Annotated in this window: 23 protein-coding genes and 1 pseudogene; 16 read left to right on the top strand and 8 right to left on the bottom strand. The window is 71.4% G+C overall.

Translation table 11 applies throughout. From position 1 onward, the window contains the following. Window positions 1-223: 223 nt before the first annotated feature. Window positions 224-2,344, bottom strand: a complete 2,121-nt coding sequence (locus tag QQM39_RS14440) for a S9 family peptidase (protein ID WP_301997100.1) — start codon at window positions 2,342-2,344, stop codon at window positions 224-226. Window positions 2,345-2,520: 176 nt separating this feature from the next. On the opposite strand from QQM39_RS14440, the gene QQM39_RS14435 reads away from it, so the two are divergent. The 6 genes and pseudogenes from QQM39_RS14435 to QQM39_RS14410 all read left to right on the top strand — a co-directional run bounded on the left by QQM39_RS14435 (window position 2,521) and on the right by QQM39_RS14410 (window position 8,532). Beyond that, the gene (locus QQM39_RS14435) at window positions 2,521-2,715 is read left to right on the top strand and encodes a hypothetical protein (protein ID WP_019755516.1); all 195 of its coding nucleotides are present in this window, start codon (window positions 2,521-2,523) and stop codon (window positions 2,713-2,715) included. Window positions 2,716-2,774: 59 nt separating this feature from the next. Beyond that, on the top strand, window positions 2,775-3,677 hold the full coding sequence (gene mshB / locus QQM39_RS14430) for an N-acetyl-1-D-myo-inositol-2-amino-2-deoxy-alpha-D-glucopyranoside deacetylase (protein WP_301997099.1): 903 nt from the start codon (window positions 2,775-2,777) through the stop codon (window positions 3,675-3,677). Beyond that, entirely contained in the window at window positions 3,674-4,075 is a 402-nt protein-coding gene (locus tag QQM39_RS14425) for a DUF6113 family protein (RefSeq protein ID WP_301997098.1), read from the top strand. Before mshB ends, QQM39_RS14425 begins: the two co-directional genes overlap by 4 nt. A gap of 159 nt (window positions 4,076-4,234) precedes the next feature. Continuing rightward, window positions 4,235-6,661 (top strand): hypothetical protein, encoded by a 2,427-nt coding sequence (locus QQM39_RS14420; RefSeq protein ID WP_301997097.1) that lies wholly within the window; start codon window positions 4,235-4,237, stop codon window positions 6,659-6,661. 134 nt (window positions 6,662-6,795) lie between these two features. Further along, window positions 6,796-7,867: pseudogene (locus QQM39_RS14415) on the top strand (histidine kinase); the annotation flags it as partial. 92 nt (window positions 7,868-7,959) lie between these two features. Continuing rightward, entirely contained in the window at window positions 7,960-8,532 is a 573-nt protein-coding gene (locus tag QQM39_RS14410; protein WP_301997096.1) for a DNA-binding response regulator, read from the top strand. A gap of 91 nt (window positions 8,533-8,623) precedes the next feature. Here QQM39_RS14410 and QQM39_RS14405 read toward each other — a convergent pair whose 3' ends face one another. Continuing rightward, the gene (locus QQM39_RS14405) at window positions 8,624-9,475 is read right to left on the bottom strand and encodes a transglutaminase-like domain-containing protein (protein WP_301997095.1); all 852 of its coding nucleotides are present in this window, start codon (window positions 9,473-9,475) and stop codon (window positions 8,624-8,626) included. 38 nt (window positions 9,476-9,513) lie between these two features. Continuing rightward, window positions 9,514-10,635, bottom strand: a complete 1,122-nt coding sequence (locus QQM39_RS14400; protein ID WP_301997094.1) for a GNAT family N-acetyltransferase — start codon at window positions 10,633-10,635, stop codon at window positions 9,514-9,516. Between the two features lie 140 nt (window positions 10,636-10,775). Between QQM39_RS14400 and fdxA the strand changes: the two genes are divergently transcribed. After that, complete coding sequence (fdxA, locus tag QQM39_RS14395; RefSeq protein WP_030929316.1) at window positions 10,776-11,096, top strand: ferredoxin; 321 nt, start codon at window positions 10,776-10,778, stop codon at window positions 11,094-11,096. A 155-nt stretch (window positions 11,097-11,251) separates the two neighbouring features. Further along, the gene (locus tag QQM39_RS14390) at window positions 11,252-12,370 is read left to right on the top strand and encodes a bifunctional succinyldiaminopimelate transaminase/glutamate-prephenate aminotransferase (protein WP_301997093.1); all 1,119 of its coding nucleotides are present in this window, start codon (window positions 11,252-11,254) and stop codon (window positions 12,368-12,370) included. Between the two features lie 223 nt (window positions 12,371-12,593). Here the strand turns inward: QQM39_RS14390 and QQM39_RS14385 are convergent, their stop codons facing one another. Both QQM39_RS14385 and QQM39_RS14380 read right to left on the bottom strand, forming a co-directional pair. Continuing rightward, window positions 12,594-13,070 (bottom strand): ATP-binding protein, encoded by a 477-nt coding sequence (locus tag QQM39_RS14385; RefSeq protein ID WP_301997092.1) that lies wholly within the window; start codon window positions 13,068-13,070, stop codon window positions 12,594-12,596. A gap of 423 nt (window positions 13,071-13,493) precedes the next feature. Then, the gene (locus QQM39_RS14380; protein ID WP_301997091.1) at window positions 13,494-14,468 is read right to left on the bottom strand and encodes a heavy metal transporter; all 975 of its coding nucleotides are present in this window, start codon (window positions 14,466-14,468) and stop codon (window positions 13,494-13,496) included. Between the two features lie 85 nt (window positions 14,469-14,553). Here QQM39_RS14380 and dapE point away from each other — a divergent pair, with 85 nt between their 5' ends. Then, window positions 14,554-15,633 carry a succinyl-diaminopimelate desuccinylase gene (gene dapE, locus QQM39_RS14375; RefSeq protein WP_301997090.1) on the top strand — a complete coding sequence of 360 codons (1,080 nt, stop codon included), beginning with the start codon at window positions 14,554-14,556 and terminating at the stop codon, window positions 15,631-15,633. A gap of 135 nt (window positions 15,634-15,768) precedes the next feature. Next, on the top strand, window positions 15,769-16,527 hold the full coding sequence (locus tag QQM39_RS14370) for a TIGR00730 family Rossman fold protein (protein ID WP_301997089.1): 759 nt from the start codon (window positions 15,769-15,771) through the stop codon (window positions 16,525-16,527). 343 nt (window positions 16,528-16,870) lie between these two features. Here QQM39_RS14370 and folP read toward each other — a convergent pair whose 3' ends face one another. Beyond that, the gene (gene folP / locus QQM39_RS14365) at window positions 16,871-17,731 is read right to left on the bottom strand and encodes a dihydropteroate synthase (RefSeq protein WP_301997088.1); all 861 of its coding nucleotides are present in this window, start codon (window positions 17,729-17,731) and stop codon (window positions 16,871-16,873) included. Between the two features lie 145 nt (window positions 17,732-17,876). On the opposite strand from folP, the gene QQM39_RS14360 reads away from it, so the two are divergent. Together QQM39_RS14360 and QQM39_RS14355 are read left to right on the top strand one after the other, a co-directional pair. Then, a complete protein-coding gene (locus QQM39_RS14360) occupies window positions 17,877-18,227 on the top strand; it encodes a DivIVA domain-containing protein (RefSeq protein WP_302003584.1) in 351 nt (116 codons plus the stop codon). Continuing rightward, a complete protein-coding gene (locus tag QQM39_RS14355) occupies window positions 18,224-18,811 on the top strand; it encodes a DNA-3-methyladenine glycosylase I (protein WP_301997087.1) in 588 nt (195 codons plus the stop codon). Before QQM39_RS14360 ends, QQM39_RS14355 begins: the two co-directional genes overlap by 4 nt. A 91-nt stretch (window positions 18,812-18,902) precedes the next feature. Here QQM39_RS14355 and QQM39_RS14350 read toward each other — a convergent pair whose 3' ends face one another. Beyond that, window positions 18,903-19,706 carry an enoyl-CoA hydratase/isomerase family protein gene (locus QQM39_RS14350; protein WP_301997086.1) on the bottom strand — a complete coding sequence of 268 codons (804 nt, stop codon included), beginning with the start codon at window positions 19,704-19,706 and terminating at the stop codon, window positions 18,903-18,905. 65 nt (window positions 19,707-19,771) lie between these two features. On the opposite strand from QQM39_RS14350, the gene QQM39_RS14345 reads away from it, so the two are divergent. Together QQM39_RS14345 and QQM39_RS14340 are read left to right on the top strand one after the other, a co-directional pair. Continuing rightward, a complete protein-coding gene (locus tag QQM39_RS14345) occupies window positions 19,772-19,936 on the top strand; it encodes a hypothetical protein (protein ID WP_301997085.1) in 165 nt (54 codons plus the stop codon). A gap of 146 nt (window positions 19,937-20,082) precedes the next feature. Further along, window positions 20,083-20,250, top strand: a complete 168-nt coding sequence (locus QQM39_RS14340; protein ID WP_003966491.1) for a DUF3117 domain-containing protein — start codon at window positions 20,083-20,085, stop codon at window positions 20,248-20,250. A 148-nt stretch (window positions 20,251-20,398) separates the two neighbouring features. On the opposite strand, the gene QQM39_RS14335 is transcribed toward QQM39_RS14340, so the two are convergent. Continuing rightward, window positions 20,399-21,097 (bottom strand): O-methyltransferase, encoded by a 699-nt coding sequence (locus QQM39_RS14335; RefSeq protein WP_367669690.1) that lies wholly within the window; start codon window positions 21,095-21,097, stop codon window positions 20,399-20,401. 235 nt (window positions 21,098-21,332) lie between these two features. Here QQM39_RS14335 and sigE point away from each other — a divergent pair, with 235 nt between their 5' ends. Both sigE and QQM39_RS14325 read left to right on the top strand, forming a co-directional pair. Beyond that, the gene (gene sigE, locus QQM39_RS14330; protein WP_037642843.1) at window positions 21,333-22,031 is read left to right on the top strand and encodes an RNA polymerase sigma factor SigE; all 699 of its coding nucleotides are present in this window, start codon (window positions 21,333-21,335) and stop codon (window positions 22,029-22,031) included. Next, entirely contained in the window at window positions 22,028-22,999 is a 972-nt protein-coding gene (locus QQM39_RS14325; protein WP_301997084.1) for an anti-sigma factor, read from the top strand. The genes sigE and QQM39_RS14325 overlap by 4 nt, the downstream gene beginning before the upstream one ends. The last annotated feature ends 405 nt before the right edge of the window (window positions 23,000-23,404 follow it).

The following is a 23,404-nucleotide window of genomic DNA, read 5'->3' as shown; positions in this document are numbered from 1 at the left end:
AGCCGACCCGATCCCGATATACGGACGCGTCAGGCTGAACAGCGTACGGCCGTGCGGGTGCCGTAAACGAGCCGGGGTGCGCCATGTCACCCCGGCTCGTTGCCGTTCCACCCTCACGACCGGAACCCCATGCGCAAGCTGCTCACCGCCTCCGGGCTCACCACAGCCGGGCTCGACACCTCCGCGCTCGCGGCATCCTGGTCTTCCTCGCCCGGCCGAGAGGTCAGTTCAGCCCCAGCGACCGCTTCAGGAAGTCGAGCTGGAGCAGCAGCAGGTTCTCCGCGACCTCCTCCTGCGGAGTCATGTGGGTCACGCCGGACAGCGGCAGCACCTCGTGCGGGCGGCCCGCGGCGAGCAGGGCCGAGGACAGGCGCAGTGAGTGGGCGACCACCACGTTGTCGTCCGCCAGCCCGTGGACGATCATCATCGGGCGGGCCGGCTCGGCCGGGTCCACCAGGCCGGTGTCGTCGATCAGCGAGTTGCGCCGGTAGACCTCCGGCTGCTCCTCGGGGTGCCCGACGTAACGCTCCTGGTAGTGGGTGTCGTACAGCCGCAGATCGGTGACCGGGGCGCCGACCACCGCCGCGTGGAAGACGTCCGGGCGGCGCAGCACCGCGAGCCCCGCCAGATAGCCGCCGAAGGACCAGCCGCGGATGGCCACCCGGGTCAGGTCGAGCGGGAACCGCTCGGCGAGCCCCTGGAGCGCGTCGACCTGGTCCTGCACCACGACCGCCGCGATGTCGTCCTTGATCGCCTTCTCCCACGCGGGCGAGCGCCCCGGCGTACCGCGCCCGTCCGCGACGACCACCGCGAACCCCTGGTCGGCGAACCACTGCGAGGTCAGATACGCGTTGTGCGCGGCGACCACCCTGGAGGCGTGCGGTCCCCCGTACGGATCCAGCAAAACCGGGAGCGGGGTGTCACCGGCGTAGTCCCGAGGCATAAGCACGGCGCACGGGATGCGGCGTGCGCCCCCTTCGGTGAGGGTGATGCGCGGGGTCAAACCGGGATCTTCGGCATGCGACCGGACCGCCGCCGTCTGCTTCCCCTCGCGCAGCACCTGGACCCGGGACCCGGGCCGGTCGAGAGTGTGCGACACCAGCACGGTCACGCCCCCGGCACGCACCGCCGAGTGCACGCCGGGCTCCTGCGACACGCGCTCCACGCCGAGCTCGTTCACCCGGTACACGTGCACTTCACCGATCTCGGCGTCAGCCGCGGCCGCACCCGCCGACGCCGAGACCAGGACGTCGTCGTCGGAGACGTCCAGCACCGCGCGGACGTGCAACTGCGGGCCCGTCAGCGGGCGTTCGCCCACCGTGAGCACCCGGGCGCCGCCCTCGTCGGCGATGCGCACCAGCTGCCCGGAGGGGCTCCAGCAGGGCACGCCAGGGAAAAGATCCAGCCATTGTGGATCTTCGTCGGCGTGCACCATCCGCGTCGCCCCCGTCGCCGGGTCCACGGCCAGGAACAGCTGGCTGCGCTGGTCCCGCGCCTGGACGAGCAGCAGCGGCGCACCCGCCGCTGACCAGTGCACTCGTGCCAGATAGGGGTACCGCGCCCGGTCCCACGCCACCTCCGTGCGCGCCCCGTCCAGACCGATCACGAACAGCCGTACGTCCGCGTTCTCGGTCCCCGCCGCCGGATACGCGACCTGCTGCGGCGCGCGCTCCGGACGTGCGGGATCGGAGATCCACCACCGCCGCACCGGCGTGTCGTCCACGCGCGCCACGAGCAGCCGGTCCGACTCCGGACCCCACCAAAAGCCCCGGTAGCGTGCCATCTCCTCGGCGGCGATGAACTCGGCGAGCCCATAGGTGACCCCCTCCGACTCCGGCTCGGCGAGCGCACGATCGCCTTCACCCTCGGCGCCCACCACCCGCAGCGCGCCCTGCGCGACGTACGCGATGTGCCGTCCGTCGGGGGAGGGCCGCGGGTCGATCACCGGCCCGGGGACCCGGAGTTCGCGTGCCGTGCCGACCCGTAGCTCCGCTGTGAAAAGCCGCCCTGACAAGGCAAAAGACGCCAACTCCACGGCGCTGTCGGTGGCGTGGCCGACGACGCCGGCGCCGGCCTCGCGGCTGCGCTCGCGGCGCGCCCGCTCCTCGGGCGAGAGGTCTTCCGAGGCGCCGCCCAGCAGGGCGCGCGGGTCGGCCGCCACGCGCTCCTTGCCGTCCACGGTGTCGAGCACCCACAGCGAACTCGCCGGATCCGTGCCGGAGGTGGAGCGCAGGAACACGACACGGGAACCGTCGGGCGCCACCGCGAACGCGCGCGGCGCGCCGAAGGTGAACCGCTGGGTGCTGGCATGCCGGCGGGGGAAGGACACAGGCTCGGTCGTCATGCCCCGACCATATTGGCCAGTGCGCCCCCTTGTGCGGCTGTGCGCCGATCGATGCGCACGTACGGATAGTTATGATCACTAGCGCATAGTGGGTATGAACCTGCTGGCTGCTGCATGGATTTATCTGCCCCCATAGTCCGACCCCCCGCCCCTGGGATTCTTGGAGGTGAGCCGCCGTGGCACTCTCGATTTCGGCGGTGGTGCTGCTGGCGATCATCGTCTTCCTGCTGATCAAGAAATCAGGGTTGAAGGCGGGCCATGCGGTCGTCTGCATGCTGCTCGGGTTCTACCTGGCGTCCTCGACCGTCGCGCCCACCATCAGTGAGCTGACGACGAACATCGCGGGCATGATCGGCAGCATCAAGTTCTGAGCCGCGCTTTCCGACAGCGCCGTGCGGCGCTGTCAGTGGTGCCTCGTAGGGTGGGGTCCATGACGGAACTGCCCGACCGGCGTCTCCTCCTGGTGCACGCGCACCCGGACGACGAGTCGATCAACAACGGCGCGACCATGGCCAAGTACGCGGCCGAGGGTGCCCGCGTGACCCTGGTCACCTGCACCCTCGGCGAGCACGGCGAGGTCATTCCCCCCGAGCTCCAGCACCTGACCGGTGCCGATCTGGGCGAACACCGTCTGGGCGAGCTCACCGCCGCGATGCGCGAGCTCGGCGTCGAGGACTTCCGTCTCCTCGGCGGAAAGGGCCGCTTCGAGGACTCGGGGATGATGGGCATCGCCGACAACGACGACCCGGCCGGCCTCTGGCAGGCGGACGTCGACGACGCGGCCCGGGCTCTCGTCGAGGTGATCCTGGAGGTGCGCCCGCAGGTCCTCGTCACCTATGACCCGGATGGCGGCTACGGCCACCCGGACCACATCCAGGCCCACCGCATCGCCATGCGCGCGGCCGAGCTGGCCGCCGATGCCGGGTGGGAGATCCCCAAGATCTACTGGAACCGCGTCCCGCGCACGGTCGCCGAGGAGGCCTTCGCCCGGCTTCAGGCGGATCTGCCCGGGTTGCCGTTCGGCAAGGCCGCCACCGTGGACGACGTGCCGGGCGTCGTCGACGACGAGCGGATCACCACCGTGATCGACGGCACCGCCTACGCCGCCGCCAAGGCCGCCGCGATGCGGGCGCACGCCACGCAGATCGACGTGGCCGAGCTGTACTTCGCGCTCTCCAACGAACTCGCACAACCCCTCTTCACCACCGAGTACTACGAGTTGGTGCGAGGGGAGCGAAGCGAGATGGGGGTCCCCCCGGCCGAAGGCTGGGGGAGAGGGGCGGAGACGGAGACCGATCTGTTCGCCGGTGTCACCGTCGGGGAGGCGTCATGAGCTCGATGCTCGCCCAGCCGCTGAAGCGGCCCTCCGGCCTGCGGGCTGTCGCCTACGTCGGGCTGTTCGTGCTCGGCGCGGTGGTCGGCGTGGTCGGGGCGCTGGTGCAGCCCGCATGGTTCCCGGGCGGCCTGCTGCTCGCGCTCGCCGGTGAGGCCGGGCTCTGTCTGGGCGGTGGCCTGGCGGCGGGCAGTCGCGCCGGGGCCGTCGCACCCGCCGGCGGCTGGATGGTCGCCGTCATCCTGCTCACCGCCAGCCGCCCGGAGGGCGACTTCGTGTTCGGCACGAGCGCCGCCTCCTACCTCTTCCTGCTCGGCGGCATGGCCGTGGCTGTGATCTGCGCCACCCTCGCACCGGCGCGGCAACCGAGCGACGACCGCGTCCGACTTGGCAAGTGACGTACTACTTCTCCATGCCGCACTCGTGCGAGTCCCGTGTGGGTTTCCCAGGCGGTCGTGGGATACGGGCCGGAAGTGGCCAGTATGGTGGTGCGCGCCGCCGAGCCGTCCGAAGCAATGAGGTCGAACAGGCGGTGGAGCCAACCGGGAGAACCTGCCTTGAGTCGTGAAACTGACACTCCGTCCTCCGGGCCCAACGGGCGCGGCGGAGCCGCATACCCCTCGGGCACGCCGCCGTACGGGACCCCCATGGCTTCCGACAGCGGTACGGGCGCGGGCCGTTCGGCCGCGCAGCCGGAGGAACGCAAGACCGAGACCACGCTGACGACCCGGATCCGGATCAACATCCCGGGGTCGCGGCCCATTCCGCCGGTCGTCGTGCGCAAGCCCGTCGCCGAAGCCGAGGGCGCCGGGGACAGGGCGGAGACCGAGACGCCGGCACCGTCCGCCGCCACGTCCATGTCCACGGGCACCGTCGAGCCCCCGGCCGACCCCGCCGCGCAGCCGGGGGAGAAGACGAGCGACTGGTTCGCGCCGCGCAAGTCCGGCGCGCCCAAGGGCGGTCAGGGCGGCCCGCCCTCCAACGGGGCAGGTCTGCCCGGCGGTTCGGGCCCCGGTGCCCCCGGCGGTGCGCGGACGGGTGACGGTTCCGGGCGGCCCGGTGGTGTCGTCGGCGCGATGAGCGTCCCCGGCGGTACGAACGGCGCCGGTCTCCCCGGTGCGACCGGCGGCCCGGTGGCTCCCGGGCACGGCGGAGGCACCGGTTCCTTCGACGTCACCGAGGCACTGTCGGCGGGCCCGCTGGGCAACGGCAATGGTTCCCGCCCCGGCGGCGAGGCGCGCCGCGACGACCTGCCGTACTTCTCAGAGAACGGCGACGGCGGCCCGAACGGTCAGAACGGCTATGGCACCCAGGGCGGCCCGAACGGCCCCCATGGTTACGGCGCCCAGGGCGGCCCGAGCGGTTTCGACGGTTCCGCCGACTTCGGCGGCCTCAACGACTTCAATGGCTCGAACGATTTCAACGGCCCGAACGACTTCAACGGCCCGAACGACTTCGGCGGCCCGAAAGGCCGTGGCGGCCAGGGCGGCCCGCAGGGCCCCGCAGGTCCGACGACCGGTCCGGTCACCGGCGACGGCCCGCCCGTGCCCCCGGTCGCGGGCGGTGGACAGGGCGGCCGCGGTGGGCCCGGCGGTCCGGGTGGCCCGGGTGGCCCGGCTGGTCCGGGTGTGCCCGGCATCTCCAACGGCCCGGGTGGCTCCGGTGTGCCCGGCATCTCCAACGGTCCGAGTCGGCCCGGCGGACCCGCCGGCCCCGGCGTTCCCGGCAGCGGCCCGGGGGGCCCCGCCGGCCCGGGCGGCGCCCCCCACACCCCGGGCCGTGGCCCCGGCGGCGGCCTGAGCGACGACACCGCGATCCTCACCCCGCAGAAGCCGGCCCCCGAACCCGGCAACCCGCACTACGGCGGTGTCGCCGACAACGTCTCCGGTCACACCGTCACCAGCGGCATCCCCGTCGTACCCTCCGGCGCCCAGAGCGGTCCCTTCGGCCCGGGCGCCACCGACGGACCGGCGCCGCACACGCCTCCGAAGCTGCCCGAGCCGGGCTCGACGAACGCGTCGACGTCCCGCGCGCCCAAGAAGAAGGGCCGCAACAAGCTGCCCCTGCTCGTCGGCGGAGTGATCGTCCTCGCCGGTGGCGTCTACGGCGCCGGCCTGCTGATGAACCACTCCGACGTGCCCAAGGGCACCACCGTGCTCGGCGTCGACATCGGCGGCGGCACTCGCGACGACGCGGTCAAGAAGCTCAACGACGCCTTCGACGAGCGGGTCAACAAGCCGCTGAAGCTGTCGGTCGGCGGCAAGACCGTCACCCTCGAACCGGACAAGGCCGGGCTGCAGTTCGACATGCAGCAGACGGTCAGTACGGCCGCGACCAGCGACTACAACCCGGTCTCGGTCATCGGCTCCCTGTTCGGCAACCACCGGACCGTGGACCCGGTCATGCCGATCGACGAGGAGAAGCTGCACGCCGCCCTGGAGGACGTCTCCGGCGGCTCCGGCTCGGTGACCGAGGGCACGGTCTCCTTCAAGACCGGCAAGGCGGTCGCCGTGTACGGCAAGGCCGGCAAGGGCATCGACGTCGCCAAGTCGACCACGGCGGTCGAGGAGGCGTACCGCACCCAGGTGGAGACGGGCACCTCCTCCCCGGTGCAGGTCGCGACGACCACCCAGCAGCCGACGGTGACCAACGCCGAGGTCGACCGGTTCATGAAGGAGTTCGCCGAGCCGGCGATGGCCACCAAGGTCACGGTCCAGACGGACGCCGCGCACAGCATCCCGTTCGGCTCCCTGTCCCTGCCGAAGATCCTCGGCGTCGAGGCCGTCGACGGCAAGCTCGTGGACACGTACGACCTCAAGGCGCTCAAGGAGGCGTACGGCGCCACCTTCGACGGCGTGCAGATCAACGGCGCGAGCGGCAAGCGTGACGTCCTGCCGCAGGACGTCGCCTCCGCCCTGCGCAAGGCCCTGCGCGGCAAGACAGCGGCGGAGCGCACCGTCACCATCGACACCAACCCGAGCTAGCGGTACCGCTCGGACCAGGGGGCACCCGGCACACGCCGCCGGGTGCCCCCTGGTCGTCGTATGACATCTGTCATCCGGCAGTCAGGATCACCGACACTGCCGGGTGAAGGGGCCCGCGGGCCACTCTGGATCACATGACGACGACAGTGGTCGCATTCGAACAGGTGAGCAAGAGCTACGGGAAGGTCCGTGCCGTCGACGGGCTGACACTCGCGCTGTACCCGGGGGAGACGGTGGCCCTGCGGGGGCCCAACGGCGCCGGCAAGTCGACCACGCTCGACCTGCTGCTCGGGCTCAAGCAGCCCGACAGTGGCACGGTCCGCGTCTTCGACACCAGCCCGCGCGAGGCCATCGTCGCCGGGCGGGAGGGCGCCATGCTGCAGAGCGGCGGGCTGATGGACGAGGTGACCGTCGCCGCCTGCCGTTCGCCCTCGCCCGCTGGACCATCCCGGCCGTGTCCGCCCTGCTGACCGGGGTCGCCCTCGCGGTCCCCGGCGGCGCGTCGTTCCTGGCCGGACTGCTCTTCCCGGCCCTTCTCGGCGGCTTCTCCATGACCGGCGTACGCGAGCTCATCCGCACGACCATAGAGCTGCGCGAGGCCCGCGCCACGGTCGCCCAACTCGCCGCCAACGAGGAACGCCTGCGCCTCGCCCGCGACCTGCACGACCTGCTGGGCCACTCCCTCTCGCTGATCACGCTGAAGAGCGAACTCGCGGGCCGTATGCTCCCGGCCCACCCCGACAAGGCGGCCCAGCAGGTCGCCGACATCGAGCGGGTCAGCCGCCAGGCCTGGTCGACGTACGGGAGGCCGTGTCGGGCTACCGCCGCCCCCGCCTGTCCGCCGAACTGGCAGGCGCGAAGGTCGCGTTGACACCGGCCGGGATCATCGCGGAACTGCCCGACGAACCGGACCCCACCGACATCCCCGAGACCAGCAAGACGGCCCTGGCCTGGGCACTGCGCGAGGCCGTCACCAACGTCGTACGCCACAGCGGTGCCCGGCGCTGCACGGTGGAACTCCTGCGCCGCCAGACCCTCGACGGCCCCGTCCTGGAACTCTCCGTCGAGGACAACGGCTCGGGCGACCAGGGCAACGGCCCCGGCAACGGCCTGGCGGGCCTGGCGGAACGCCTGGCGAAGGCGGGCGGCACCCTGGGGGCGGGCGGGACCCGGCACGGCTTCCGCCTGATCGCCCGCGTCCCGGCCGCCCGGGCCGCCTCGGCCGACGCGGCCCCGGCGGACGTAGGATCCCCGTCACGAGCCGGACGATCAAGGTTCTCCTGGCCGAGGACCAGTCGATGGTCCGCGAGGCCCTGGCCGCCCTGCTCGGCCTGGAGGACGACATCGAGGTCGTCGTCCAGGTGGCCCGCGGCGACGAGGTCCTGGCGGCGGCCCGCGCGCACGACGTGGACGTGGCCCTCCTCGACATAGAGATGCCCGGCGCGACCGGCATCGAGGCGGCGGCCCTCGTGCACGCGGAGCTGCCGGCCCTGAAGCTGGTCATCCTCACCACCTTCGGCCGCCCCGGCTACCTCCGCAGCGCGATGGAGTCGGGCGCCGACGCCTTCCTGGTCAAGGACGCACCGGCGGCCCAACTGGCCCAGGCGGTACGGAAGGTACTCGCGGGCGAGCGCGTCATCGACCCCACGCTCGCGGCAGCGGCCCTGGCGGAGGGCGCCAACCCTTTGACGGACCGCGAGCGAGAGGTACTGCGAGCAGCGGAGGACGGCTCCACGAACGCCGAACTCGCGGCGGCCCTGCACCTGTCACAGGGCACGGTCCGCAACTACCTGTCGACAGCGATCCAGAAACTGGCGGCACGGAACAGGGCGGAGGCGGTACGGCTCGCACGAGAAAAGGGCTGGCTGTAGCCCCCCAAGGGGCGCGGGGAACTGCCCGAGCAACCACGACGCGCCCGCACCCGCGCAATCACCGAACCTCCCACGGCGATTGGGCCACCCGTCAGTTCAACATCGCCCGAGCAGCCCGAGCCTGCCCCCGCACCCGTTCCGCCGCCCCCTCATCCACCACACTGATCAACTCCGCGTATGCCTCCAACTCCGCCGCCCCCTCGACGAAGTCCCCCCGCTGCACCAGCAACTGCGCCCGCTCGAACCGCAACCGAGCCGGATGCGACGGCAGCAACAGCGACAACTCCACCGCCCACAAGCCCACATCCGTCCGCTCGGGCCGGGTGGCCGCCCAGGCGCGGATGTTGTTCAGGATCCGCAGCACCACATCCAAGGGATCGGCCGGCGTCAACATCGACGGCTGGAGCGGCGCCCCCGTGGCCCCCGCCACCAGCATCTGCGCATCGCTCCCGGTCAGCACCCGCCCCCCGTCGAACGGGTCGGCGAGCACCTGCTCCTCAGTCGGCCCGAACCCCACCACGAAATGTCCCGGCAGAGCGACCCCGTACACAGGCGCCCCCGCCCGCCGCGCCACCTCCATCCACACCACCGACAGCAGGATCGGCAGCCCCCTGCGCCGCACCAGCACCTGATGCAGCAACGACGATTCCAGCCGCTGATAGTCCGCGGCGGAGCCGCGAAACCCGTACCGCTCCCCGAGCAGCTCCCGCAGAGCGACCGCCCACGACCGCGGCCCTCCGGGCCGGAACGGCAGCCGCCCCGCCAGCCCGTCCAGCTCCACCTGCGCCGCGTCCATGCCCGCCTCGTCCAGCGCCCCGTCCGCCTCGGCCCCCACCAGCAGACACAGCGTGGACAGGTCGGGCCGCTCGGACCGCGCCTCTTCGGCGAACCGCCGCCGCAGCTCGGCGGAACGTTCGGGCGGTGGGGGGTAGGGGGGACGCATAGCTGGCTCGTGCCCTTTCACGGCGATCGGTACTACCGTCAGCAGCCGGTGGTTCGCGGCTCACCGCCGCAGGCACCTGGCTCGCGATAGTGGTGGTACGCGTGATGCGCGGCGAACCCCATCCGGGCGTACATCTCCCGCGCCCCCGCGTTCTCCGTCTCGACCTGCAGCCACGCCGCCGACGCCCCTTCGTCGAGGGCACGCCGGGCCAGCGCGGCCATCACCCGGGTCGCCAGCCCCTGCCGCCGCAGCGCCGGATCGACCTCCACGGCGGCGAACCCGGCCCACCGCCCGTCCACGACACACCGCCCGATGGCGGCAGGCGCACCGCCGCCCGCACCGGGAACCGTCGCGAACCACACCGACGGCCCGCTCCTCAGCACCTCCAGAGCCACCTCGCTCACCCCCTTGCGCTGATACCGGGCAAGCCAAGCCTCGTCCGCCTCCCGGGACAGCACCACCCCGGCCACCTCGGCCGGGGTGGCTCGGTCGGCGACCGGCGCCAACGCCCCGATCCACATCTCGGCGGACACCTCCCGCACCCACCCCAGCCGCTCCAGCTCCGCGCACAGCGGCTCCTGCGTGCCCTCAGGGCCGGCCCGGCGGATCATGCCGGCGTCGCGGGGCCTGGCACGCACATCTGCGGCACCGGCCTGATCCGCCGGACAGGCCCTCGCCCCGGTCGCGGTCTGGACGTACGCGGGGAGCCCGCGGTCGCCGTACCAGCGCCGTACGACATCGAGCGCCGCCTGGAGCGGCATCCCGGGGTCGCCGAGCGGCAGCACCGAGTTGGCCCGCCGGGTGAAGCCGGACGCGGCCCGCAGCTCCCACTCGCCGAGCCGCTCGCTCTCCACCGGCCGCCACGCGCGCGTGGCGACCTGCGCCAGCTCCTCGTACGAGGCGGCAGGCCCGCGGCGCCGGGCGGGAGCGGCGGGCACCACCTTGCCCGCGACCAGCGACGCTTCCGGGATGCGGACGGTCTCGCCACTCTTCCGTGTGATCAGCAGCACACCGTCGTCCCATGATGCGAGAACACCCACCGTGTCGGTGAACTTCTCACCCGGAGGCGCAGGATCGTTCAGGCGGCGTACGGAGACTCGTTTACCCACGTCAGCAGCGGTGACACGGACCTCAAGGCGCCCCGTCGCAGAGATTTCCACAGGTCAGTTCACCCCTCCTGTTCGGATCATGCCCAAGAACGGAGATACTAGGGGCGGGCATCGACGACGCCGCGCTCCCGCGCGCCAGGCGGCGGAGCCTGAGGAGGCCCGCCAGCGCCCTATCGAGGAGGAACGACAGCGTGACCTACGTCATCGCGCAGCCTTGTGTCGACGTCAAGGACAAGGCGTGCATCGAGGAGTGCCCGGTCGACTGCATCTACGAGGGCCAGCGGTCCTTGTACATCCACCCGGACGAATGCGTCGACTGTGGTGCCTGTGAGCCGGTATGCCCGGTCGAGGCGATCTTCTACGAGGACGACACTCCGGAGGAGTGGAAGGACTACTACAAGGCGAACGTCGAGTTCTTCGACGAGCTCGGCTCCCCCGGCGGCGCCAGCAAGCTGGGCCTGATCGAACGGGACCACCCCTTCATCGCCGCGCTGCCGCCGCAGGCCGAGTAATCCCCACCGGCGACCCGCACAGCGTGCCGCCTCGGTCCTGTACGGCCTGATCACCATGATCGCCGTACGGGACCGAGGCGTTGCCGTATCCGCCATGAGCAGTGAGCAGTGGCATGGCAGTACCAGCGGCCGTACCAGAAAGTGAGCCAGATCCCGTGTCCGCAGTCTCCGACCGCCTTCCGACCTTCCCCTGGGACAAGCTGGAGCCGTACAAGAAGACGGCCGCCGCGCACCCGGACGGCATCGTCGACCTCTCCGTCGGCACGCCGGTCGACCCCGTGCCCGAGCTGATCCAGAAGGCCCTGATCGACGCGGCGGACTCCCCGGGCTATCCGACGGTCTGGGGCACCCCGGCACTGCGTGACGCGATCACGGGCTGGGTGGAGCGCCGCCTGGGCGCCCGCGAGGTCACCCACCGCCACGTGCTTCCCATCGTCGGCTCCAAGGAACTGGTCGCCTGGCTCCCCACCCAGCTGGGCCTCGGCCCCGGCGACAAGGTGGCCTACCCGCGGCTGGCGTACCCGACGTACGAGGTGGGCGCCCGTCTGGCCCGCGCGGACTACGAGGTGTACGACACGGAGACATTTGCGGCTACCGCCGCGGGGACGGAGCTGGACCCCGAGGGTCTGAAGCTGCTCTGGCTGAACTCGCCGTCGAACCCCACCGGCCAGGTGCTGTCCAAGGCGGAGCTCACCCGGATCGTGGCGTGGGCCCGCGAGCACGGCATCCTGCTCTTCTCCGACAAGTGCTACCTGGAGCTGGGCTGGGAGGCCGACCCGGTCTCGGTCCTGCACCCGGACGTGAACGGCGGCTCGTACGAGGGCATTGTCGCCGTCCACAGCCTCTCCAAGCGCTCGAACCTGGCCGGCTACCGCGCCGCGTTCCTGGCGGGCGACCCCGCGGTCCTGGCCCCCCTCCTGGAGATCCGCAAGCACGGCGGCATGATGACGTCGGCGCCGACCCAGGCGGCGGTGATCGCGGCCCTGGGCGACGACGAACACGTCCGCGTCCAGCGCGACCGCTACGCGGCCCGCCGCGAGGCCCTCCGCGGGGCCTTGGAAGCACACGGCTTCCGCATCGAGCACAGCGAGGCCAGCCTCTACCTCTGGGCCACACGGGACGAGTCCTGCTGGACCACGGTCTCCCACCTGGCCGACCTCGGCATCCTGGTGGCCCCGGGCGACTTCTACGGCGAGGCGGGCGCCCGGCACGTACGCGTGGCGTTCACGGCGACGGACGAGCGGGTGGGCGAAGCGGTGCGCCGCTTGGCGTAAACCGCAGGGGCACCGCTGGCACCGCTGGACCGCCGCTGTGGGCAGTCGTTCCGCAGGGCGGAACGGGTGGGCACAGCCTGCAGCGCCGGGCACCGCGCAAACACGCCCCGGCCCCTGCCCACGTAGTGCACACAAAAACCGACGGGGCCCAGGGAACTCCCTGGACCCCGTCGACGGCTCAAGCCAGGCGCAGCCGAACGCGCAGCCGAACGGCGGCGAACCGTCAGCTGAGGGGAAGCGCCTGCACCGGCAGCGAGCCGGTCGACGGCACGCCGCTCGTCGTGGCCACACCGGCCGTGTCGCCGAGGACGCTTCCGACCGACCCGGCCACACCACCCGCGGTCTCCTGAGCCGCGGGCGTCGCCTTCTTCGCAACCTTGCCGCCGACCTTGGCCGCGGTCGGCACCGCCTTCTTCGCGGCCTTGCCGCCGGTCTTGGTCACCTTGTCGCCGGCCTTCGTCGCGGTCGGCAGCGCGCCGTCGACCGCGGTGTCGACGGCGCCACCCGCGAGCCCGGTGGCGTTCGTGGCCGCGCCGTCGACGACGCTGGCGCCGTCCAGGGCGGTCAGCCCGCCGACCTTCGAGGCGTCGGGCAGTTCGGGGGCCGCGCTGGCGGAGCCGGCCGCACCGACCCCGGCAGCCGCTCCGGCAGCGACGAGCAGCGCGGCACGAGCGATCCGGCGGGTCAGGGGGAGGGACATGATGCTCCTTCGACGGGTATGTCGGATCAGGACGATGAAATGTCCGACCGCGCCCGGCAGTTGACCGACTCACTACGGCCGACTGCCGGTGGACCGACTGGCTGTTGATCTCCGGGCTCGGACGCAGTGACTACCGCTCGAAGCCCGCGAAGGTTGCGGCGCCCCAATGTAAAGAGTTGGCAATGCGTCGCATTATCGCCTGCGGATAAAAACGGGCAAACGGAGCCGCGCCCGAATCCCTGCCGAATCCTTACAGCCCTTTGTTCTCAAGGCTTTTGACGGATACGAGGGTGACCGCGCGAAAACCTGCCCACACCGCCGCCGAACGACACCTCGGGTAACCCGCACGGGTGATGCTCCGAACTGCCGCACGGGTGCCGCGCGAGGACTGCTGGGCAGGCTGCTGACCACCTACCGGGCCATCTACCGAGCGGTCACGATCCGGACCGAGCCCAGCCCGCTGTCCGCCCCCGAGGCGCCCTCGGTGGCAGTCGCGCGCCACTGACTGTCGGTGTTCCCGGCGGTCCACTCCCGCCCGGCATACGACACCTGCTTGATGCGCAGGTCGGAGGCGTTGGCCACGGCCCAGTGGGCCAGCTGCCACCCACGCTCACGGACGCTGCGCCCGGCGCCGGAACCGGAGCCTCCGGTCACCGGCAGCAGGACGGTCTGCCCGTCGCGCTCGATCACGGTAGGAGTGGGCGTGGGCGTGGCCTTCCGGGCGCCCACCTCGGCGGCCGACTGAAGCGTGTCCTGCCCGAAGTCCCGTAGGAGCGCGGCCCGTACAGCGTCCGGACCCGAGGTCCGTGTGGCGCCGGGGCGCCCCTCGCAGGTCAGCGTCGCGGCCGAACGCCCGGTGAGTGCGGCGGCGAGCAGCGTCGCGTCCGGCTCGTGCTTGGCGTACGCCTTCGGAAAGCCGCTGCGCTGCACGCGCTGCGCGGCGACGGTGAGCGGCAACTCCGTATAGCCGCGGACCTTGATCAGGTGCTCGTAGAAGATGTCCGCCGAGTAGATCGGGTCAAGGATCTCCTGCTCCGTGCCCCAGCCCTGCGAGGGCCGCTGCTGGAACAGGCCCAGGGAGTCACGGTCGCCGTGACTGATGTTGCGCAGTCCCGACTCCTGCAGGGCGGTGGCGAGCGCGATCGTCACGGCCCGCTCGGGCAGGCCGCGGTTGGTGCCGACGGCGGCGATCGTCGCCGCGTTCACCGCCTGCTCCGGCGTGAACTCGTACCTCCCCCCGCCGGCCTTGCCCGAGACGACCTCGCAGCCCGGCTCGCCCGTGCCTCCGGTGACGTACCGCACCGCGAGATATCCCGCGACGGCGAGCAGGACCACGAAGGCCGCCCCGCGACGCAGGAGGCGGCCACGACGTTTGGAAGAGGGGGACGACGCTGGCACGCCCTACAAGGTAGCCGAGGTTACTGGGGGGTATGGGTCGAGTGGGGAAAGTGGGCCGACGACCGGGCGCGTTAGGGTCGGCACCATGGCCGACACCTCCCTTGACCTCACGCTGGACGCCGCGCGGCTCACCGCGCAGCTCGTCGACTTCCCCTCCGTCAGCGGCACCGAGCAACCCCTCGCTGACGCCATCGAGGCCGCCCTGCGCGCCCTGCCGCATCTGTCGGTCGAGCGGTACGGCAACAACGTCGTGGCGCGTACGAACCTGGGGCGGCCCGAGCGCGTGATCCTCGCCGGTCACATCGACACGGTGCCGATCGCGGACAACGTCCCGTCGAGGCTGGACGAGGACGGCGTCCTGTGGGGCTGCGGCACCTGCGACATGAAGTCGGGCGTGGCGGTCCAGCTCCGCATCGCGGCCACCGTGCCCGCGCCGAACCGCGACCTGACCTTCGTCTTCTACGACAACGAAGAGGTGACCGCGGACCTCAACGGCCTCAAGCACGTCGCGGAGAACCGTCCGGAGTGGCTGGAGGGCGACTTCGCGGTCCTCCTCGAGCCGTCGGACGGCGAGGTGGAGGGCGGCTGCCAGGGCACGCTCAGGGTCCTGCTCAAGACCAAGGGCGAGCGCGCCCACTCCGCGCGCAGCTGGATGGGCTCGAACGCGATCCACGCGGCGGCGCCGATCCTCGCGCGCCTGGCCTCGTACGAACCGCGCTACCCGGTGATCGACGGCCTGGAGTACCGCGAGGGCCTGAACGCGGTCGGCATCAAGGGCGGTGTGGCCGGCAACGTCATCCCGGACGAGTGCGTGGTGACCGTCAACTTCCGCTATGCGCCGGACCGTACGGAGGAGGAGGCCATCGCGCACGTCCACGAGGTCTTCGCCGACTGCGGGGTCGAGGAGTTCGTGGTGGACGACCACAGCGGCGGCGCGCTGCCGGGGCTGTCCCACCCGGCGGCGGCGGCGTTCATGGAGGCGGTCGGAGGAACTGCTCGCCCCAAGTACGGCTGGACGGACGTCTCCCGCTTCTCGTCCCTGGGCATCCCGGCGGTCAACTACGGCCCCGGCAACCCGCACTTGGCGCACAAGCGTGACGAACGCGTCGAGACGGCGAAGATCCTGGCGGGGGAGGAGCGGCTGAGGGCGTGGCTCACGGCGTAGCGGTGCGGCCAGAGGGTTGCCGGGACGGCGCTTCATGGCAGTCATGCTCACGTCCCCCGTCCGTAACCCGCGTGGATCTACGCTGAGGTGGAACGACCTGCAACACCCGCAGGCCCCGCAGCGGAGGGAGCGCACATGGCTACCGGCAACCCCGAGGGGAAGAAGCAGCCACCGTCGGAGCAGCGTCTGGGCCCGGTCATCCGAAGGCGGAGCCAGGTGAAGGCGAGTACGACCGACCAGCGACTGCTGGACGCGGGCGGGCCCTCCGACTGGGTCCACACGGACCCCTGGCGAGTCCTGCGCATCCAGTCGGAGTTCATCGAGGGCTTCGGCACCCTCGCCGAACTCCCGTCGGCCATCAGCGTCTTCGGCTCGGCCCGCACACCGGTCGACTCTCCCGAGTACGACGCCGGAGTCCGCCTCGGCCGAGGCCTGGTCGAGGCGGGCTTCGCGGTGATCACGGGCGGCGGCCCCGGCGCCATGGAGGCGGCGAACAAGGGCGCGTGCGAGGCGGGCGGCATCTCGGTCGGCCTCGGCATCGAGCTTCCCTTCGAGCAGGGGCTCAACCCCTACGTCGACATCGGCCTGAACTTCCGGTACTTCTTCGTCCGCAAGATGATGTTCGTCAAGTACGCCCAGGGCTTCGTGGTCCTCCCCGGCGGCCTCGGCACCCTCGACGAACTCTTCGAGGCCCTCACCCTGGTCCAGACCCAGAAGGTCACCCGCTTCCCGATCGTCCTCTTCGGCAGCGAGTACTGGGGCGGCCTCGTCGACTGGCTGAAGAACACACTGATCGCCCAGGGCAAGGCCTCGGAGAAGGACCTGCTCCTGTTCCACGTCACGGACGACGTGGAGGAGGCGGTGGCACTGGTGTCGAAGGAGGCGGGGCGCTAGCGCTGGGCTTGAGCGGGAGGGGTGGGCGGGTGCTGGAAGGGGCGGTCTGTTGGGCCGCCGCCCTCGCACCCTCGGCCAGGGATTCCCCCTGACACGGGCCCGTGCATCTCGCCCCGTCCGGCGTTCGAGAACGAGGCCACACCAACCCTGGCCCCCACTCACCCGCCGGGGGGCACCTCTCAACGCCGGTCCGGGCATTCCAGCCCGTCCGGCGTTTGAGGACGAGGCCCGTTCAGGGCCGAAGCGGGGGTCTGGGGGCCGCAGGCCCCCAGGGACCGGGGTCGAAGGGGCAGCGCCCCTTAAGGATGGGACGGGTAGGGGCGGCGGGGGCGAGGAAGGGCGTTCACGCCAGCCCCCGCCGCGCCACCGCCGGCGCCCGGCGCCCCGCGATCGACGCGACCATGTCCAGCACCTGCCGCGTCTCCGCCACCTCATGCACCCGATACACCTGCGCCCCCAACCACGCAGACACAGCAGTCGTGGCCAGCGTCCCCACCACCCGCTCCTTCACCGGCCGGTCCAGCGTCTCCCCGACGAAGTCCTTGTTCGACAGGGACACCAACACCGGCCACCCCGTCGCGACCATCTCCCCCAACCGCCGAGTCGCCTCAAGACTGTGCCGCGTGTTCTTCCCGAAGTCGTGCCCGGGATCGATCAGGATCGACTCCCGCGGCACCCCCAGCGCCAACGCCCGTTCGGCCAGCCCCACCGTCACCCGAAGAATGTCGGCCATGACGTCGTCGTACGTCACCCGATGCGGCCGAGTCCGAGGCTCGGTACCTCCGGCATGCGTACACACCAGCCCCACCCCGTACCGCGCGGCAACCTCCGCCAGCCCCGGATCCACCCCACCCCACGCGTCGTTCAGCAGATCCGCCCCCGCCTCGCACACCGCCGCCCCGACCGAGGCCCGCCAGGTGTCCACGCTGATCACGACATCCGGGAAACGCCGCCGCACCTCGGCCACGAACCCGACCGTCCGCCGCGCCTCCTCCTCGGCGGTCACCTCTTCCCCCGGCCCGGCCTTGACCCCACCGATGTCGATGATCGCCGCCCCCTCGGCCACGGCCTGCTCCACGCGCGCGAGGGCGGGCTCGTCGCGGAACGTGGCCCCTTGGTCGTAGAAGGAGTCCGGGGTCCGGTTCACGATCGCCATGATCACCGGCTCGTGCGTGTCGAACTCACGCCTGCCCAGCCTGAGCATCCCCTGTGACCTCTCCTAGTACGTCCTGGCAAGTCGCCGGCCTTCGGCCGCCTGCGACCCTAACTGTCAGAGTCGCATGGCACGATCGGACACTGACACACTCGACCGCTCGCATTCACCGACCGTGGGGGCCACAGCGATGGTTATGTTCTTGTTCCTGGTCGTCGCGCTCGCCGTCGTGGTCGCCGCGGTGACACTCGCCGTGGTGGGCGGCGGCGAGGGCGGCGGCCCTTTGCCGGAGGCCGCGCCCGAGCGCCTGCAGGACCTGCTGCCGCTGGACCGCCCGATCAACCGCGTGGACATCGAGACCCTCCGCTTTCCGCTCGCCGCCCGCGGCTACCGCATGTCCGACGTCGACGACGCCCTCAGCCGCCTCGGCGCCGAGCTCGCCGAGCGCGACGCCCGTATCGCCGACCTGGAGTCCGCGCTGGCGGGCGCGCAGGCGTCGGCCGGCCATGTGTCGATGGAGAAGCACGCCCAGGACGACCAGCGATGAGCGGCGGTACGGCCCTCGCCGGCCCGGACGGCGCCCTGCGCTGCCCCTGGGCGCTGTCCACCGCGGACTACGTGACGTACCACGACGAGGAATGGGGCCGCCCGGTCCACGGCGACGACGCGCTCTACGAACGCCTCAGCCTGGAGGCCTTCCAGTCGGGCCTGTCCTGGATCACGATCCTGCGCCGCCGCGAGGGCTTCCGTACCGCCTTCGCGGGCTTCGAGATCGCCAAGGTCGCGACCTTCACCGACTCCGACAGGGACCGCCTCCTCACCGACGAGGGCATCATCCGCAACCGAGCCAAGATCGACGCGACCCTCGCCAACGCACGCGTGCTCGCCGACTGGACCCCGGGCGACCTGGACGCCCTGATCTGGTCCCACGCACCGGACCCGGCCACCCGCCCGGTCCCGAAGACCTTGGCGGACGTCCCCGCGGTCACTCCGGAGTCGACAGCCCTGTCCAAGGCCTTGAAGAAGCGCGGCCTGCGCTTCGTGGGCCCGACGACGGCATACGCCCTGATGCAAGCGTGCGGCCTGGTCGACGACCACTTGGAAACCTGCGTCGCGAGAAGCGCCCTTTAGGGGCGCGGGGCTGTATCGATATGCGGCTCCGCCGCGTGGGCGCGACCAGCCACATCGGACCCGCACCCCCGCCGGCGCTGTCGCCCCGAGCTCATCGGCCCAAATACTTTGGCTTCTCCTTGTTCACAAACGCCTGCACAGCGATCGCATGGTCCTCCGACGACCCGGCACGCGTCTGCAGCTCGTCCTCCTTGTCCAAGGTCTCCTCCAAGGAGTGCGACAGCCCGTACGCCATTGCCTCCTTGATCGCCCCATACGCCACCGTCGGCCCCTCGGCGAGTGCCCGCGCCACCTTCGCGGCCTCTTCGTGCAGCTCACCGGCAGGCACAACCCGGTTCGCGATGCCCAGCTCGTACGCCTCCTGCGCCTTGATGCTCCGCGGGAAGAGCAGCAGGTCAGCCGCCCGCCCGGGCCCCACGACCCGAGGCAGCGTCCACGAGATGCCGGAGTCGGCGGTCAGCGCGACCCCGGCGAAGGACGTATTGAACGCAGCCGTGTCCGCCACGACCCGATAGTCCGCGGCCAACGCGAAACCGAAGCCCGCCCCCGCCGCAACCCCGTTCACCCCGGCCACCACCGGCTTCGCCATGGACGTAAGCGCGGTCACGACCGGGTTGTAATGCTCCCGCACCGTGCTCATCGTCTGCCGCGACCCGGTCTCCCGGTCCGAGACCAGCAGCCCGATGTGCTCCTTGAGGTCCTGACCCACGCAGAACGCCCGCTCCCCGGCCGCGGTCAGCAGCACGGCCCGTACGGCGTCGTCGCCCGCCGCAGCCTGGACCGCCTCCCGCAGGGCGACCTTGGTCTCGATGTTCAGCGCGTTCATCGCCTCGGGGCGGTTCAGCGTGATCGTCGCGAGCCCGTCGCTCACCTCGTAGAGCACGGTGTCGGCCATGGCGTATCCCCTCCGGTGTCGCGGCATCGGCGTACTCGTCGGTACGCACTTGTCTGAAGGACAGCATGGCGGAGATCACCGACAACGGCTCGGACCGGACGTGTGACCTGCGTCAAAGAATTCGTGTCCGGTTCTGTTCGGCCGAAGCGCGTGCGGTGGCGCAGTATCGCAGTCACATCGCCGAATTGAGTGGTTTTGCTCGCGCGCGTTTCCCAAGCGATGCCGACTGATGTTGGTCATCGGGTCCTGAGATGCGGGATAATGGCTTGGAAGCAATGTGTTCGATGCCGGTGTCGCGTGTCTCACTTCAGACACGCGTGCCCTCCATGGGGCCGTCGGCTTTGACTATGAGCTGGTTTCAGGAAGGGGAACGAGCATGGCGGCCATGAAGCCGCGGACGGGCGATGGCCCGCTCGAGGTGACCAAGGAGGGGCGGGGCATCGTCATGCGCGTTCCGCTCGAAGGCGGCGGTCGGCTCGTCGTCGAGCTGACCCCTGACGAGGCCGACGCGCTCGGCGACGCCCTCAAGAAGGTCGTCGGCTGACGCGGCAGCGACCCTTACCTTTCGGCGACCCCGGCATCGCACATGGTGCCGGGGTCGCTGCTTCTTTCAGCACGTCGCTTCTTCAGTACGTCGCTTCTTCAGCGCGTCGCTTGTTCCGTACATCCATGACGTACGGTCGGCCGCACGGTCACCGCTTGACCGCGCACAGCAGCCCGTCCCCGACCGGCAGCAGCGACGGCACCAGCTCCTGGCTCTCCCGCACCGCGCGCAGCAGCTCCCGGATACGTATGACTTCCGTGGGCTGTGGGCCCGAGTCCACCGTGCGGCCGTTGGCGAAGACGCCCTCGAAGACGACGAGGCCACCCGGACGCAGAAGGCGCAACGATTCAGCGAGATAGTCGAGGAACTCCAGCCGGTCGCCGTCACAGAAGACGAGGTCGTAACCGGCGTCCGCGAGGCGGGGCAGGACGTCCAGGGCGCGGCCCGGGATGAAGCGGGCGCGGTTGCTGGCGAAGCCGGAGGCGCGGAAGGCCTGGCGGGCGAACTGCTGGTGTTCGGGTTCGGGGTCCACCGTGGTCAGGACGCCGTCGGGGCGCATACCGTGCAGGAGGTGGATGCCGGAGACGCCGGTGCCGGTACCGATCTCCGCCACCGCCTTCGCGTCCACCGAAGCGGCCAGCAACCGCAGCGCGGCACCCGTGCCCGGCGACACCGAGCGCAGCCCCGCCTCACGGGCCCGGTCCCGGGCCCAGCGCAGGACGTCGTCCTCGGCGACGTAGGCGTCGGCGAACGCCCAGCTCGTCTGCCGGTTGCCGGTAATGACCCTCTCCTGTCCCCGTGGTTGCCTGGGCGTGACTGTATCCGTTGCCGACGGGAACCCGCAGATGGGACCGGGCGTTTAGAGGGGTGGGAAGACGAGCGGGGGGACACAGTTGGATCACGATGCCGAACAGGGCCGCGAGCAAGTGCTGACGCAGGCACACCAGCCGTGTCAGCCCAGATCAATTTCTCGTAAAACCGCTTATCCGGAGCTAACGGGCGAGGTGGCTATGGTAGGGGCTCCACTGGACACCACCAGAGCCGACAGGGGAGGTGCGGCTGCGCCTGTGGATCGGGGAGGAGTGCTGCGGCGCTTCCTCGGATCGGCAGGCAGGCCGAAATCCGTGAACGACACCGCTGACCACAGCCACGCCGGCGACTACGCCCAGACCGCGACCTTCTCCACCGACGCGGACGGGCAGGCGTGGACTCCGCCCACGTGGGAGGAGATCGTCAGCACGCACAGCGGCCGCGTCTACCGTCTGGCCTACCGCCTGACGGGCAACCAGCACGACGCCGAGGACCTCACGCAGGAGGTCTTCGTCCGCGTCTTCCGCTCCCTGTCGACGTACACGCCCGGCACCTTCGAGGGCTGGCTGCACCGCATCACCACGAACCTCTTCCTGGACATGGTCCGCCGCAAGCAGCGCATCCGTTTCGACGCGCTGGGCGAGGACGCGGCCGAGCGGCTGCCCAGCAAGGAGCCCACGCCCCAGCAGGTCTTCAACGACGCCCACTTCGACGCGGACGTCCAGCAGGCCCTCGACACCCTCGCGCCGGAGTTCCGCGCCGCGGTCGTCCTGTGTGACATCGAAGGGCTGTCGTACGAGGAGATCGCCGCGACCCTGGGCGTCAAGCTCGGCACCGTCCGGTCCCGTATCCACCGTGGCCGCTCCCAGCTGCGCAAGGCCCTTGCCCACCGTTCGCCGGAGGCGCGCGCCGAGCGTCGCTCCTTCGTGCCGCGGGTGGCCGCACTGGGGGGAGGGGGCGCGACCGCGTGAGTGGCTCTCGACCCAACCCCGCAGAACGGCTCCTGGCCGAGCAACACCTGGGAGACCGACTCTCCGCCCTCGTCGACGGAGAGCTCGGTCATGAGACGCGCGAGCGCGTCCTGGCCCACCTGGCGACCTGCGCCAGGTGCAAGGCCGAGGTCGACGCCCAGCGCCGACTGAAGAACGTCTTCGCGGAGGCGGCCCCGCCGCCTCCCTCCGAGAGTTTCCTGGCCCGCCTTCAGGGCCTCCCCGGGGGAGGTGACCTGGACGGCGGTGGCTCGCCGCTGGGCGGGGGAGGATTCGGCGGACTGTCCGGGCGGCCGGGCGCCACCGGAGTGTTCGGAGTGAAGCGGGGCGACCGCTTCGAGTTCGGATACGTCCCGTCGCGTCCGCACGGCCCGGCGCTCCCCGCCTCGGAGCGGGGCTTCCGCACCCATCCCGTGGGCCGTCCTGACGCCGATCGCTCCGGGTCCTCCCGGATGCGGTTCGCGTTCGTCGCGGCGGGCGCGGTGTCGCTGGCCGCGATCGCCCTGGGGGGTGTCACGTCGAGCGTGCCGATCGACACGGAGGCGCGTGGCGGCTCGGGCGGCAGCAATGTGACACCGGCCCGGACGCAGGGCACCGGCGCGGCGACGACACCCGAGAACCAGCGCCGCCGTGGCGTCGGCCCGCTGCTCGCCCAAGGTCAGGGCGAGCGGACGCTCGACACCCCGGTCGCCCCGACCGAGGGATCGGCCCCCCTCCTGCCCGGGATGCCGGCCCAGCCCGCCGACCAGGACATGCACACCCTGACGGCACCCGTGGTGGTGGGCGCGGCCGCCATGTCCCCGCTGATACGCCCGCTCAGCGAGACCCCGCCGCTCGCCCTGACCGCGTGGTCCACGACCCCCGAGATCACGGCGAGCCCCGACCTGCTCGCCGTGCCCGTCCCCGACGCGACGTCATCCCCCTCCACCTTCCCCGCCACCGGCCGCTGACCCGGCCTCTGCGCAGCGGCCCACGAACCTGGTTGAATCCAGGGTGGGCCGCGCGCCGTGCCTGTGGGCCGGGCGCGGAGTCGATGAACCGCGGCTGCCGTTGACGCCGCGTGACGGATGGGGGAGGTAACACGAAGTCGCCGGTTTCTGAGGGGACTTGAGCGCGACAGCGCAGAGTTGAGTAGGCATTCGGGCGCCGGGATGTTCCCGGTGGCGGCCTGCCGAGGAACCAGGTCGGCAGGCCGGCAGACCTCAGTCGTCTCCGCGGACTGCGGGATGACGGTCGACCGTTTCTCTTGGCACGCGGCAAAGAGCGAAGCGTCCTACTCGGGCAACGGTCAGCAGCGAGCAGGAAGCAGAGCATGAACGAGGGGAAGCCCGCGAAGGCGAAGTGGTGGAACCGGC

The organism is Streptomyces sp. DT2A-34 (assembly GCF_030499515.1).
Taxonomy (GTDB): domain Bacteria; phylum Actinomycetota; class Actinomycetes; order Streptomycetales; family Streptomycetaceae; genus Streptomyces.
The sequence above is the reverse complement of the archived record's forward strand: the minus strand, read 5'-3'. Positions and strand labels throughout refer to the sequence as shown.

Bases quoted from the DNA above. Each gene is read 5' to 3' on its own strand.
- mshB (WP_301997099.1), top strand. From the start codon at position 2,775: ATGACGGAACTGCCCGACCGGCGTCTCCTCCTGGTGCACGCGCACCCG.
- QQM39_RS14385 (WP_301997092.1), bottom strand. From the start codon at position 13,070: ATGTCCCTCCCCCTGACCCGCCGGATCGCTCGTGCCGCGCTGCTCGTC.
- QQM39_RS14405 (WP_301997095.1), bottom strand. From the start codon at position 9,475: ATGCGTCCCCCCTACCCCCCACCGCCCGAACGTTCCGCCGAGCTGCGG.
- QQM39_RS14340 (WP_003966491.1), top strand. From the start codon at position 20,083: ATGGCGGCCATGAAGCCGCGGACGGGCGATGGCCCGCTCGAGGTGACC.
- dapE (WP_301997090.1), top strand. From the start codon at position 14,554: ATGGCCGACACCTCCCTTGACCTCACGCTGGACGCCGCGCGGCTCACC.
- QQM39_RS14350 (WP_301997086.1), bottom strand. From the start codon at position 19,706: ATGGCCGACACCGTGCTCTACGAGGTGAGCGACGGGCTCGCGACGATC.
- QQM39_RS14410 (WP_301997096.1), top strand. From the start codon at position 7,960: ATGGTCCGCGAGGCCCTGGCCGCCCTGCTCGGCCTGGAGGACGACATC.
- QQM39_RS14355 (WP_301997087.1), top strand. From the start codon at position 18,224: ATGAGCGGCGGTACGGCCCTCGCCGGCCCGGACGGCGCCCTGCGCTGC.
- QQM39_RS14345 (WP_301997085.1), top strand. From the start codon at position 19,772: ATGGCGGAGATCACCGACAACGGCTCGGACCGGACGTGTGACCTGCGT.
- QQM39_RS14370 (WP_301997089.1), top strand. From the start codon at position 15,769: ATGGCTACCGGCAACCCCGAGGGGAAGAAGCAGCCACCGTCGGAGCAG.
- folP (WP_301997088.1), bottom strand. From the start codon at position 17,731: ATGCTCAGGCTGGGCAGGCGTGAGTTCGACACGCACGAGCCGGTGATC.
- QQM39_RS14440 (WP_301997100.1), bottom strand. From the start codon at position 2,344: ATGACGACCGAGCCTGTGTCCTTCCCCCGCCGGCATGCCAGCACCCAG.
- QQM39_RS14425 (WP_301997098.1), top strand. From the start codon at position 3,674: ATGAGCTCGATGCTCGCCCAGCCGCTGAAGCGGCCCTCCGGCCTGCGG.
- QQM39_RS14360 (WP_302003584.1), top strand. From the start codon at position 17,877: ATGTTCTTGTTCCTGGTCGTCGCGCTCGCCGTCGTGGTCGCCGCGGTG.